The sequence below is a fragment of the Pedobacter sp. G11 genome (genome assembly GCF_003860265.1).
In the GTDB taxonomy this organism is placed as follows: domain Bacteria; phylum Bacteroidota; class Bacteroidia; order Sphingobacteriales; family Sphingobacteriaceae; genus Pedobacter; species Pedobacter agri.
This window is the reverse complement of record NZ_CP034190.1, coordinates 1,649,841-1,662,890: the sequence shown is the minus strand read 5'-3', so window position 1 is coordinate 1,662,890 and position 13,050 is coordinate 1,649,841. Positions and strand designations below refer to the sequence as shown.

Genomic DNA, 13,050 nt, shown 5'->3' with positions numbered 1-13,050 from the left:
AAACGACTTGGTCCTGCATATTACTTTATGGCAATGCGATTAATGATAAAAAAGAAGGCGACAAAAAACATGTGGAAGAAATTGGTAAAGGCACACATGAAAATACAAAAGATAAACAGTGACCACTCTACAATATAATATTCCCCATTTTTTGCCAGGTAATTTTTGAAAGAATTCATCGCAAACAGACCATACATAAAGTTCAAACCAATAACCCCAATCCACCTGAAATCTAAAAATGGGTCTACAAGATAGGTGCCAAGTTTTGTGTAAGAACTGTACAAAGGAGGATAAATCGCATTTTTATCAACCGGTATGATCGTTAACACTGGTCTTGCACTATATAAGCCATACGATACATAGTCATCTCGCAAAGCATCACTCACAATACCATTACCTGATGTTAAGTTAACGGCACCATATAGCGAAAGGTAGGTTTCGATGATATTGGTTGGTTTGGTGATATCACCATAATCTCTTAAAAAGTCATTAACCGACATGGAATTAGATTCTTCGGAGGAGCCTCCCCTTAATTGACCTAGAACGATAAAAATAACGGTACACACAACGCCAATGGAAAAAAACTTAAGCAATGGAATGGTTTTATAATAGCTATAGGCGATAAGCATAGAAAAGAAAAACAATACAATGATTTGTCTGCTAAAAAAATTAAGAATGATAAAGCCACAAACCGCAGTGAGTAACAAGAACTGCCAGAACCGAAGCGTTTTTCTTTTAAAAAGAATGTAAAACATGGCCGGCAAAACCGAATTGACAATGATAAAATTATGTAAGGGCGTTACCTCATTTTCATTAAGTTCTTGATAAACTTCGGCATTGGCCAGGTTAAAAACCGGAAGATAGCCGAGTTGCCCAACCTCTAAAATAAAAACGCCGATTCCTGCTACAAAAACCAGGAGTAAAAAAGCCAAACTCAACCGTTGGCTCAACGGTGGGAGGTAACTTTTGAAACTGAAGGTAAATGTTTTCATCGCCACCAAGCCTCCTGCGATGAAAAAAGCAATACTCAACACAATGATCAGAATGTAATGATAATCGTAATCAATTTGCCTGTCAGAAATGATTAAAAATGAAAAACCTGCAATATAAATGAATAAACTATAGAGCGTAAATGGATTGATAATCTGATTAAAGCGAATAATTGAAAAGACTGTGATGGTTTCAGCCAGTAGGAGAAATCCTGTAAAAGGCAAAATTTCATCCATTGTACTTCCCCAGGAAAGGTATCGGTAAACCAGGAAGGCATCTAAAAAGAGCAATGCCCCGACAATCAGTATGAGAACATAAGGTTTATTAATCATTTACCGAACACTTTTATATAAGCGGGTACCCAGCTTAAATATACCCTTGCCCAATAATGGCGAAGCTTTAACCGGATTTTTTACAAATTTACTTAAAATATAACTTAACCCGGTAAATGCATTAAGTGATCTGATTTGATGAAGCGCCAAAAGATTCAGGTTTAACGCTTTCAAATCTATGAGCTGATCAGCCACATCCGATTGATTAAGTGCCTGTTCCATGTATTGACGAACCACCACCTCGCCCTCAAACATTTTTTGATGATTAGTCATTGCGCTGGTAGGGTGCACACGGATCAAAACGAAAGATCGTTCATCTTTATCATATAAAAAATTCGGACTTAACATGGCAATATTAAACCACAATAACCAATCTTCGTTATTTTGCAGTGCCGGATTAAACATTCCAGCCCGAACAAGCAACGCTCTTTTAACAATAGGACTGCTAATGGTTAGGATATTATTTTGGATTAAGCGCTGCCATAATTGATTACCATTTAAGCTTTCTTCTGCCAAAAAATTGTTGGGATATTTTTCTACATACTGTACCAGAGGAAAAGTGCCACTAAAAAATATCGATTTTGAAAAAACAAGATCTGCTTCCATTTTTTCCGCGATATGCATTTGAACAGCCAGTTTATCCTCACTTAACAGATCATCTGCATCTAAGAATTGAACATATTCGCCGCTGGCTAATTCAATTCCTGTATTCTTTGCTGCTGAAGTACCCCCATTTTTAACAGGATGATATTTAAATTTATACTGAGGGTTTCCCTTAATGAATTGATTAACTACTTCTGCAGTATTGTCCGTTGAGCCATCATCAACAATAATACATTCCCAATTTCGGTACGTTTGCTTGATCACACTTTGCAAAGTTTCATTAATCAGATGCCCGTAATTAAAAGAAGGTATAATGATGCTTACCAATCTGCTCATATCATTTCCTCAATTTTCTGCTTCATGATTATCCAGCGGTTTTTCCATTGATGATTGGCAATAACCGCCTGATAGTTTTTTTCAATAAGAGGTTGATATTGCGCATAGTTTTCTAGAATTTCCAGAATTTGTGTATCAGCCCTTGGCATATCAATAGCAACAATGGGATTGTAGCCAAACAATTCTTCCATATCTGTAGGCAATAAGCCTACAATTAAACATTTAGAAGCCATAGCCTGGAGATATCTTAAAGTCATGGAAGAAATGTATTCAGATCGCTCGGGATTGGTAATGTTGGATGGCACACAAATTACAATTTTTGAAGAAGCCAGCGCCTGGGTAAAAGCAGGTTTGTCTGCAAACAGAAAATACTTATCCGGTGTACGAAAAATATGATTTTTACCTCGATCTGCCAATGCACCCTTTATCAGTTCATGATATTCATCATACATCCTGCCGAACTCGAGTACATCAATATTTCTGTCGTGGTAAGCATTAAATTTATAATCATCGATTTGAAGCGCCTCTGGGATCCATAGGGCTTTACATTTAATGTGTTTGTATTGTTCAGTAAATATTTCGTAAACCTGTTTTGAGGAAAAAAAAATACATTTAATATTGAAAAAATCAAGCAAAGGAAATATCCAACGATGAAATCTCGGCCAAACATCGTACATGTATATAAAATTTAACCTTGAGGTAAAGGCATGAGGAATAAGAAACCTAAAGTCACCGCTAATCATCGAAACAAAATTAACCCCACCAAGATTTTTAAGCTTTGGCCTTAACTTAAATAACGCAGGAATGCCAGTTAGTTTCCGAACCAGGAAAGATTTAAAACGAGAATGTTTAATGAATATGCGTTGGACTTTAAAACCACTGCTGTTATCTTCTATTGTAGCGTAAAGTTCATCAATACAATCAAGAAAATATTCTTCATCTTTAGATTGCAGCAAGCGAAGTTTTACTCCCATAGATTACAAATGTGCACAATTTTATAAAATTTAACCAACCTTTATATCGTAGCCAAAATTATTTATGTGCGGAAGCCAAAAATTCAAGTTGTATTTCCACCAGGCATGGCATCCAAATGGCAACTGCTCATTGTTCAATTGATATAAAATTTCTGGGTTTACTTCAAAACTAAACTTTAAGGCTTCTGTAGGTCTGGGAACTTTAAAGTCAGGAAAATTATCAGGAATAACTTCAGCCCAAAACAAATCTTCATTAATAATCGGTTGATATGGGTAACCAGAATAGGTGAAGACCAGCTGATGTTTAATGTATCGATAAAAATTAATGTAAAATGGCCGGTTGGCATCTTCAAAAGTGCGGGTATATTGTAGTTTTTTAAATTTGGTTACAATATCATAGCATTTAAGGACATTCCTTAAACAAAACCCCCCGTTGCCCTGACTTACCATTCCACTTTGAGCACTAGCATCGGTATGTCCCTCAAAAAGAGGCGCCCCAATGGTATCGTATCCTTGCTTACACCAATAAAGTAGTTCATCTTTAAATACGAAAGCATCTAACTGATGGATGAGCATAAAATCATAACTAACAAAGCTTTGGTAAAAACCAGTATACTTCATCAACCTGTTATATGCCATAATATCAGTAAAAAACTGATCATCAAAAGTTCTATATTTTGCTTGTCCACGAATAACATATGGATGCTTCGATATGAAGTTTTCTAAACCTTTAGGTAACACGAAATAAATGGGGTGACTTCCAAGAATGCGAAAGCATTGATCCATTGCAACTTGCTCAAAAGAGCTGATTACATCGGAATATATCGGAATGACTATACAAACTTTCATACTAAACTTTTTGCAGGAACTTTAATGGGCCAAATCCACTTAATGCCTCGATAATTGTTTTATTTCTCCATACGAATAATTGCATTATGGCATAAACCACACCAGAAATCAATACAGTAAGAAGAATAACAAGAACTGGAATTTCAACCAATTTTAACACCAGGAATTTAACTATAAAAAATAGCAGGGAGCTTATCACCGCCTGTACCAGTTGAATGACGGGAAATGTTAATTTGAACAACTTAAAAGAGAAATAAAATAAAACCAGCGTAACACTTGCCTCAGTAGCTAATGAACTGATTGCAGCACCGTTTTGTTTTAAAGTAGGGATAAGCATAAAGTTTAAGCCCAGGCTTACTACCACACCAAAAAGTGAAGCGTATAATATTTTCCTTTCCTGATGCAGGGGAAGTAAAATCTGATGGGCGAACACCTGTGCCATGCCTACAAAACAAACAATAAAACACAGGATCTGCAATGAGGTAACCGCAGGCAGATATTTCGCTCCGGCGAAAAGCATAATAATTTCTTCTGACAGGCAAAGCGTACCAATGGCGATAGGAATACTTAGAAAAACAACAAAACTCATCGATTTAAGCAACAGCGATTTTGCCTCATCCCAGTTCTTATCCCTGAAAGCAATGGTTAATCTTGGCAATAAAACGGCAGATAACACCCCGATTACGGCAAGTGAGATTTTACTAATCCGCATGGATGCAGCATAATAACCAACATGTACATCATTTGTTAAAAAGCCCAAAATAATGGTATCAAAAACCAAATAAATGGTGGTGATAATACTATTAGAAAAAATGATGAAAAGTGGCTTGAGGTGTTTTCTAAGTGATAAATTATAAAACGAAATGCCAATTAACTTGCTAAGGGCATACATATTGGCCAGGGCAGCAATCATGGTTGCAATAAGATTTAAGGCATAGTAAATATTTTTATCGGCTGGTGAATGAACCAGGAAAAATAGGAGGGCAATGGTAAAAAGCCTGATCAATACCGTTCTTAGAGCGATATATTTAAATTTCCCAATACCTTGAAAAAACCATTCTGCAATGAATACATTCCCTAGCAAAATGCCCATCCCGATTTGGTAAAGCCCAAAATTATTAAGTAGCCTGGCACTGGATAAACTAATCACCAGCAAAATGCCTACAGATAAAATTGAAGTGATGAGGTGTATTAAAATCAGTTCGGAAAAAACTTTACTCAAGGCAACATGGTCATCTTTTACTTTTGCAATTTCCCGAACGCCGTATAGCGGGATCCCCAATGCAGAAAAAATCAGAAAATAGGTGATGAAATTATCAGCAAAACTAACCGTTCCCATACCTTCCGGCCCTAAAACCCGCGAAGCGTAGGGAAAGGTAACAAGCGGAAATAATATTTGAGAAACAGACAGTAAGGTATTAAAAGCAATATTTTTCCTGAGGGTGGACATGCTTTATCTAATCATGGATAAAAAACCTCTTCTCACCAACAAAAAAATTGACATTAAAAAGCCTGCCAGAAAAAAGCCTGCAACCATCCCCTGCGTTTTAGTAGTGACTACTTTGTTCAAAGGCAAAATAGGCGAATCGATCATTTGGATGAGCGGCATCTCCTTTCGCTGCGAAACTTTTGACATTTCCAGGTTCTTAACCAGCTCTGTAAGAATAGCTGTATTCGCCTGTGCGTCCACTTGTCTTCTTTGCGATGGTACTTTTAATATTTGACGGGCCGGATTAGCATTTGGATTGGCATCAGTAAGTCTGGCCATCCCAGCAAGTGCACCATTTAATTCTCTCTTAACAGAATCGGTTTGATGTTGCAAAATTTCTACATTTTGAACCGACTTTTTTGTTTTGGTAAGCAAATAAAACTCATTTACTTTCTTAACCATCTCATCATTGAATGCTTTAGAGAACGCTTCGTCTTTTGAGGTGACCTGAACTTTTAAAATGCTAAGTTTTTTATCGGGTTTAGTTACAACCAGGTTGCTTCTGCTAATTTCTTTCACCACTTCACCGAGTACGCTATCCTGAGCACGAATTAAGCGATCATCCTTATACACTTTGAAATCGATGTTTTTTAAAATAGGGTGCGTTGCCCATTTGGCTCTTAATCCATTAAAATCAACATATCGGTCAATAAGCAATTGTTTTTTATGATCAATAGCAACCTCAGTTAATAATGTCTGCTGAATCATCGTTCGAGATTTATAGAGTTCGATTAAATTATCGCCTTGAAATACGCCTCCATTACCTCCGCCTCCAATATCAATACCTACCATTGATGCTAATCCAGCCATCTGGCCTAAACCAGTTCCACTATTCGCATCCTCTAATGCGAAAGTACTCACCGCAACATATTTAGGCTTTTTATAGGATGCATATAAGTAGCCTAAGGCTATACCCAATACGCAACCGATCAGGATGATCAACCATTTAGACTTCAGATAAGATAGCCATTCAGTAACCTTAATGGCGAGTTCCTTTAATGTAATTTCTCTGCTAATTGTATCAGACATAACTTACCGTAACAAAGTAACAATAATAGCCGCTAATGAAGCCACAGCTGTTGATATTCCAATAAATGCAGTAGCATTTAATTTTTCACGTTCTGCTCGTTTTGGAACAAAAATTTCCGATCCTGGTTTTACCTGAGGAAAATTATTAAAGAATAAAAATTTTCGGTTTGCAGCCACGGATCCATTGGAATAAACAATAAATGCACCTTTCTTGTAAGCATTATAACTAAACCCACCTGAACCACTGATGTAGGCAGTAAAACTTTTACCTTTGGTGTAAACAATGCTATTTGGTTTCAACACTTCTCCGGTTACCCGAATGGTTTGAAGCTCTTTTGGCACCCTGATCACATCATCATTCTCTACAATTAAATCATACCGGGATTGTGGTTTAGCCATAATTTTTTTAAGATCAATCCCAACTAAATCACTCCTTAATACCTGAAGATCTTTATCAAGACTGGTCGTATCGCGGGCACCCGATTGCTTCAAACGTTGTAAATTCATCAGCTTTTCACGGTCTTCTCTTACACTTTCCAAACTGTCTAATCTTAAATCTCGTCCATTTCTGCGTAAAGAGGCACCATCCGGATAAGCTAACGGACTTAATCCTCCTGCTCTTTTAATGACATCAGAAATACGTTCGTCTTTTTTGATGATCGTATATACACCCGGGTATAAAACTTCACCTTCAATTCTAATCTGGCGTTGAACGTGATAACTTTCCGATCCCCGGATGGAGACGATATCAAAAGGCTTTAAGGTGAATCCACCTTGTTGTAGTTTAAGATCCGGATCTACATTCACCGTAAAAACTTCGGCTGTTTGTGCAGACGCTGAGGTAGCATCACTGTTTTTTATTCTCCTTGAAATTTCGATGCGGTTGGGTGTTGCGCCTTCTTTGAACCCTCCGGAAAGCTGAATCAGCGATTCTAAACTCATTCCATCCGCATACTCAAAAGTGCCTGGCTGTCTTACTTCACCCTGAATAGTTACCCTAAACTCTTCCCGCAGTTCAAATATGGATTTGATTACCACCCGATCTTCACGTTGCAACTTAATATCAGCTTCAGTACCTGCCAAAATTTTCCCCAAATCGAATGAAAGTAACGCAAGGCTATTATCCGCATTTAAACGCGTAATATATCCTCGATTTAAAAATGCATCTTCCTTTACACCATCGGCCTTTAAAATCAAACTTTTGAGCGTGAGCTGCTCATCCAGTTCATATTGCCCCGGACGGAAAACTGCCCCAGAAATCTCTACACGATTAGCAAAACGGTCAAGAATTTTTTCGACTACAAAGCTGTCGCCATTTCTGGGCTGGTAGGTTGAAAATTCAGCACTGGGAATATCAGTGATTTTACGCTCACGGCTCGTGTTTTGCAATACTTTGATTTGCGCTGAATAGGCATCACTTGAAAAGCCACCGGCAAACCGCAACGCATCAGCAAGGGTTTCCGAATCTTTAATTTCAAAAAAAGCAGGCCTTTTGACTTCGCCTGATAACTCTATCCTGGTTTTATAAACAGGAATATTGACAACATCCTGGTCTTGAAGTCTGATGTTTCCTTTTTGTATTCCGTTTAAAAGAAAATCGTAAATATCCACAGTGTTAATCACTTTGTTTCCTCTAATAATTTGGATGTTACGGTAAGTACCGTTGGTATTTGGGCCGCCTGCCGCACTCAATACATTAAACAAAGACGAAAGTGAAGATACCGTATATGAACCCGGTTTTACGGCCTCACCAACAACTGTAACTGTAATACTTCTGATGTTACCAAGCGTAACGGAAACTGAAGTTTTCCCTGATCTCAAAGCCGGATATGTGGAAGATAGTGCTGATCTAATTTTGGAAGTTGCTTGGTCAATGCTTAAACCCGCTACAGAAATTAGACCAACATATTGTACCCTGATAGTGCCATCAGGACTAACCTTCGATTTGTAGCTTACCTCATTGTCGCCTGTAATATCAATTAGTAATTCATCATCTGGACCTACGATATAGCCTTTGGGAGTAGCCATTCTTAAATTGGGTTCAAAAGTTTGAGTGCTTAACCCAAAAAGTTCTTCTCCAAACACTTTTAGCTTACTTGGGGTAATGGTATTGGCCAGCGCTTTTGTCGATAATACCGAGTTAATGCGTTTTAGCGAATCAATTTTACTCTGTGAATTATTTACCCTTGAGCGGTTAATATCAGTGAACGGTTTCGTTAAGGTTGGTTCAGATCCGGAATTGTTATTCTCTGTGCCATCCTGTTTCCTGATTTTCTCGACCCTAACCCTCAGTTTTTCAATTTCAGATTGCTTCATCCCCTGTGCCAATGCCAATTGTTCCAACTGTGCGTCATTATAACCAATCGATTCAGCACGTTGCATCAATTCCCTTATTTTTGCATCGCTCAATTCATCAACCTTTACATCGGCATAATTGGTTTGAGCGTGAAGAGAAGCAGCGGCAATGATTAAAATGAAAAAAAACAGCGTTATCTTAAGTAGATTTTTAAACTTCATATGTAGGTAGTTTATGAAAATTGCGCCAGTTGGCAGATCAAAGCGACGAATCATTCATTATTTTGCTTGTATAAACTGCTAAAATACAAAATTATTTCATTGGACAGGTGAACAGCTTAGATTAGCGATTAAGATTTAATAATCTGTCGCTAAACAAAACATGGGAATCGATTTAAACAAATAGTTCTTTATTTTTGAAAGGATAAGAACCAATTAGTTCATGAAGTTTGCCGGATTCAACTGCATTTTGTAATGTACCCAGGTGTTTATCATGATGCAAATCTGTTCCAGCTAAATCATACATCTTTTCTTTAAGCAAGTATTCAGCTAGCTGTTTAACTTCCTTTCCATAGTATCCGACGATAGAAAGCAAATTCAGCTGGAACAAACAACCTTTTTCTTTGAAAAGTTTTAGCTTTGATTGATCTTTAAAATAAAATATGTATCGTTCAGGATGTGCTAGAATTGGTTTATAGCCCTTAATCTCTACGTTAAAAATCTGCTGAACAATATTTGGACTTTCATTCAAATAAGACATCTCAATTAAGAGAAATTTATCCTGAAGTGAGCACAGTTTTGAATCCAAATTAAAATCCTGGTCAACCATATATTCTGCTGCCGACTCTAACTTAAAAGATATTGCGGCATCATCAATAGCAGATTGCAGTGATTGTCTTGCAGTAGAGATGCTTTCAAAATTGTTAGGATAAAGTTCTTTATAGATATGTGGCGTGGCAATAGAGTGATTGAAACCCAGCGCTGCTAATGACTTCACAAATCTTAGACTGGTAGCTATATCGGGAGAGCCATCATCAATCCCAGGTAGAATATGCGAATGCATATCAATCCCTAACCAGGAGATATCTGTGATTTTATTCCGTTTTTTAAAAAAATTAAACATCAATGTTAGCGATTAGAAATGTTGGTGATACACATTCAAAATTTGAATAACGCTGGATTACTCAAAATAGTTCAATGTTTTATAACCACCTTGTTTTAAATACTCATCCTTTTTCATCAGGTTTAAATCAGATAAGATCATGTCTTTAACCAACAATGGCAGGTCATATTTAGGTTCCCATCCCAACTGCGTTTTAGATTTAGTAGGATCTCCCAGTAATAAATCAACTTCAGTCGGCCTGAAGTATTTTTCATCAACCCTAACCACAGTTTGGCCTGGTTTAAGGTTTTCCGTTTTTAAGCTTAACTGTGAAACAATATCCTGATCAACGTCAATGATAACGCCTTTCTCATTTTGATCTTTGCCACTAAACTCTATTGCTATGCCTAATTCAGCAAAACTCATTCTAACAAAATCTCGTACTGTTGTAGTGATTCCTGTTGCGATGACAAAATCTTCCGGTTTTTCTTGCTGTAAAATTAACCACATCGCTTCAATATAATCTTTCGCATGACCCCAGTCTCGCTGTGCAGAGAGGTTACCTAAATAAAGACAACTTTGTAAGCCTAACGCGATTTTTGTGGCTGCCCTTGTAATTTTTCTGGTGACAAATGTTTCTCCACGTAAAGGGCTTTCGTGATTAAAAAGTATGCCATTACAGGCAAACATATTGTAGGCTTCTCGGTAGTTTACTGTAATCCAATAGGCATACATTTTAGCTGCAGCATATGGCGAACGGGGGTAGAAAGGAGTAGTTTCACTCTGTGGCACAGCCTGGACCAAACCATATAATTCTGAGGTAGATGCCTGATAAACTTTCGTTTTTTGCGACAAGCCCAATATTCTAACTGCTTCTAAAAGTCTTAACGTCCCTATTCCGTCGGCATTTGCGGTATACTCCGGCATTTCGAAACTGACCTGCACATGGCTCATTGCTGCCAGGTTGTAAATTTCATCTGGCTGCACCTCCTGGATAATTCTAATTAGGTTTGTTGAATCAGTTAAATCACCATAATGCAGTTTAAATTTAACGTTGCTTTCATGTTGATCTTGATAAAGATGATCAATCCGATCTGTATTAAATGAGGACGCACGACGCTTTAAACCATGAACAAAATATCCTTTTTTTAATAAAAATTCTGCCAGATATGCACCATCCTGTCCGGTCACACCCGTAATCAAAGCAACTTTCATAAACTATCCTAAAATTGATTTGCAAACATACAGAATAATTTATTTGATAAACAAAAGACTTAAGATTAAACAAACATCTCCTGCTAATGAAGCCATCTCCAGTCCTGGCATTTTTATTATTTTAAGCAGAAAAAAGGGAAAATGGATAATTTTTGTATTATTTCGCCATACGTTGCAGGGTAGGGCACCTTTACTATTCTTTATTTAAAGTCTGGCATCTACCAAATCGCGGCTGATGAACGATTTTGTGTCAAAGATAATAGCGCCTTGCTTTCTAAATCTGTCAAAATCGATTGCTAAAAATTTCTGATGAGCAACCGCCAATATCACAGCATGGTAGTCGGAAAATTCTTCTGTTCCAATGAGATCGATACCATAGTCCTGCTTAACCTGATGGCGATCGGCCCAGGGATCATGCACATCGACTTCAATGTTAAAAGCCTCTAGTTCATCAATGATATCTACAACCCTGGTATTTCGGGTATCCGGACAATTTTCCTTAAAAGCAAATCCTAAAATTAATACTCTTGCCTCGTTCACGATACCGCTTTTAGCCACAATCATTTTGATCACCTTATTGGCCACAAACATGCCCATATTATCATTAACCCTCCTTCCAGACAGGATAACCTCTGGTTTGTAGCCCAAAACTTCAGATTTGTGCGCCAGATAATAGGGATCGACGCCGATACAATGTCCACCAACTAAACCAGGTTTGTAATTGAGAAAATTCCACTTCGTAGATGCGGCAGCCAACACATCTGAGGTATCAATACCCATTTTATCAAAAATCAGGGCCAGCTCATTTACAAAGGAGATATTGACATCTCGCTGTGCATTTTCAATGGCCTTAGACGCTTCAGCCACTTTAATGCTTGGCGCCAGATGTGTACCTGCGGTAATAATTGACGCATATAACTGATCGATTTCCAATGAGATCTGCGGATTAGAACCCGATGTTACTTTCTTAATCTTGGTTAAGGTATTGATTTTATCGCCAGGATTAATACGCTCCGGAGAATAGCCACAATAGAAATCAATATTATATTTTAAACCTGAATATTTTTCAAGAACTGGAACGCAATCCTCCTCCGTACAACCCGGATATACCGTTGATTCGTAGATTACAATATCTCCTTTTTTGATCACCTCCCCCAACATCCTGCTTGCAGCAAGCAGAGGTTCCAGGTCGGGTCTTTTCAGCTGATCTATTGGCGTAGGAACAGTGACGATAAAGACTTGCGCATTTTTAATATCACTTAAATCTGCACTCAATTTTAGACCATTCAAACCTTTTGAATGAAGCACTATTTTCAGATCATCCAGGTTGGCTTCATTGGTTCCATCACGCAGGTTATTTAAAGCGGCTACACGTGTTGCCTTGATATCATACCCAATTACTTTATATTTCTTTGCAAACTCAATGGCTAAGGGTAACCCGACATAGCCCAAACCGATTACCGCAATTATTTTATCTTCATTCATGATATGATGTTGTGCCGGTAAAGATATAGAAATTAAAAAAATCGCAATCTGCAATATGAACCCACAAGTTAAATTACTAAAATTTGGAATATCATGCATAATTTATAAACGCTTCATATCTAACACCTGGCAAAGCTGATTTTACATCAATGCTAAAAAACTCAGCTTGGGAAAAATTAAATGTTATAAATTACATGATATCATGGTTATTAGTTAATTTTGATTATTCCAAAAGGACACATCAATCCGGTTTGCAAATGCAAATTTCTCGATCATCAAATCCTTATCAAGTCCAACTCAAGTCCGTGTGCAGTCCATGTTTCGGCTTTGCCTGCCTGTCCCCTACTTCTA

General features: G+C 37.5%; 10 protein-coding genes. All 10 read right to left on the bottom strand.

Features of this window, described 5'->3' with window-relative positions; genetic code table 11:
• Positions 1 to 20: 20 nt before the first annotated feature.
• The 10 genes from EA772_RS07290 to EA772_RS07245 all read right to left on the bottom strand — a co-directional run bounded on the left by EA772_RS07290 (position 21) and on the right by EA772_RS07245 (position 12,699).
• Complete coding sequence (locus tag EA772_RS07290) at positions 21 to 1,322, bottom strand: O-antigen polymerase (RefSeq protein WP_124912159.1); 1,302 nt, start codon at positions 1,320 to 1,322, stop codon at positions 21 to 23.
• Positions 1,323 to 2,261, bottom strand: a complete 939-nt coding sequence (locus EA772_RS07285; protein WP_124912157.1) for a glycosyltransferase family A protein — start codon at positions 2,259 to 2,261, stop codon at positions 1,323 to 1,325.
• Positions 2,258 to 3,235 carry a glycosyltransferase gene (locus tag EA772_RS07280; RefSeq protein ID WP_124912155.1) on the bottom strand — a complete coding sequence of 326 codons (978 nt, stop codon included), beginning with the start codon at positions 3,233 to 3,235 and terminating at the stop codon, positions 2,258 to 2,260. Before EA772_RS07280 ends, EA772_RS07285 begins: the two co-directional genes overlap by 4 nt.
• Before the next feature lie 30 nt (positions 3,236 to 3,265).
• On the bottom strand, positions 3,266 to 4,084 hold the full coding sequence (locus tag EA772_RS07275) for a DUF5672 family protein (RefSeq protein WP_124912153.1): 819 nt from the start codon (positions 4,082 to 4,084) through the stop codon (positions 3,266 to 3,268).
• A 1-nt stretch (position 4,085) separates the two neighbouring features.
• Entirely contained in the window at positions 4,086 to 5,534 is a 1,449-nt protein-coding gene (locus EA772_RS07270) for a flippase (RefSeq protein WP_124912151.1), read from the bottom strand.
• Positions 5,535 to 5,537: 3 nt separating this feature from the next.
• Positions 5,538 to 6,602: a lipopolysaccharide biosynthesis protein gene (locus tag EA772_RS07265; protein WP_124912149.1), complete on the bottom strand. Its 1,065-nt coding sequence runs from the start codon at positions 6,600 to 6,602 to the stop codon at positions 5,538 to 5,540.
• Positions 6,603 to 6,605: 3 nt separating this feature from the next.
• Complete coding sequence (locus EA772_RS07260) at positions 6,606 to 9,119, bottom strand: SLBB domain-containing protein (protein ID WP_124912147.1); 2,514 nt, start codon at positions 9,117 to 9,119, stop codon at positions 6,606 to 6,608.
• Between the two features lie 172 nt (positions 9,120 to 9,291).
• Positions 9,292 to 10,020, bottom strand: a complete 729-nt coding sequence (locus EA772_RS07255) for a tyrosine-protein phosphatase (protein ID WP_124912145.1) — start codon at positions 10,018 to 10,020, stop codon at positions 9,292 to 9,294.
• 57 nt (positions 10,021 to 10,077) lie between these two features.
• Positions 10,078 to 11,214 carry a GDP-mannose 4,6-dehydratase gene (gene gmd / locus EA772_RS07250; RefSeq protein WP_124912143.1) on the bottom strand — a complete coding sequence of 379 codons (1,137 nt, stop codon included), beginning with the start codon at positions 11,212 to 11,214 and terminating at the stop codon, positions 10,078 to 10,080.
• A gap of 204 nt (positions 11,215 to 11,418) precedes the next feature.
• Positions 11,419 to 12,699, bottom strand: a complete 1,281-nt coding sequence (locus tag EA772_RS07245; RefSeq protein ID WP_124912141.1) for a nucleotide sugar dehydrogenase — start codon at positions 12,697 to 12,699, stop codon at positions 11,419 to 11,421.
• Between the last annotated feature and the right edge of the window lie 351 nt (positions 12,700 to 13,050).

Excerpts from the sequence above, each read along its gene's own strand:
- EA772_RS07290 (WP_124912159.1), bottom strand. The coding sequence starts at position 1,322 with ATGATTAATAAACCTTATGTTCTCATACTGATTGTCGGGGCATTGCTC.
- EA772_RS07285 (WP_124912157.1), bottom strand. The coding sequence starts at position 2,261 with ATGAGCAGATTGGTAAGCATCATTATACCTTCTTTTAATTACGGGCAT.
- EA772_RS07280 (WP_124912155.1), bottom strand. The coding sequence starts at position 3,235 with ATGGGAGTAAAACTTCGCTTGCTGCAATCTAAAGATGAAGAATATTTT.
- EA772_RS07275 (WP_124912153.1), bottom strand. The coding sequence starts at position 4,084 with ATGAAAGTTTGTATAGTCATTCCGATATATTCCGATGTAATCAGCTCT.
- EA772_RS07270 (WP_124912151.1), bottom strand. The coding sequence starts at position 5,534 with ATGTCCACCCTCAGGAAAAATATTGCTTTTAATACCTTACTGTCTGTT.
- EA772_RS07265 (WP_124912149.1), bottom strand. The coding sequence starts at position 6,602 with ATGTCTGATACAATTAGCAGAGAAATTACATTAAAGGAACTCGCCATT.
- EA772_RS07260 (WP_124912147.1), bottom strand. The coding sequence starts at position 9,119 with ATGAAGTTTAAAAATCTACTTAAGATAACGCTGTTTTTTTTCATTTTA.
- EA772_RS07255 (WP_124912145.1), bottom strand. The coding sequence starts at position 10,020 with ATGTTTAATTTTTTTAAAAAACGGAATAAAATCACAGATATCTCCTGG.
- gmd (WP_124912143.1), bottom strand. The coding sequence starts at position 11,214 with ATGAAAGTTGCTTTGATTACGGGTGTGACCGGACAGGATGGTGCATAT.
- EA772_RS07245 (WP_124912141.1), bottom strand. The coding sequence starts at position 12,699 with ATGAATGAAGATAAAATAATTGCGGTAATCGGTTTGGGCTATGTCGGG.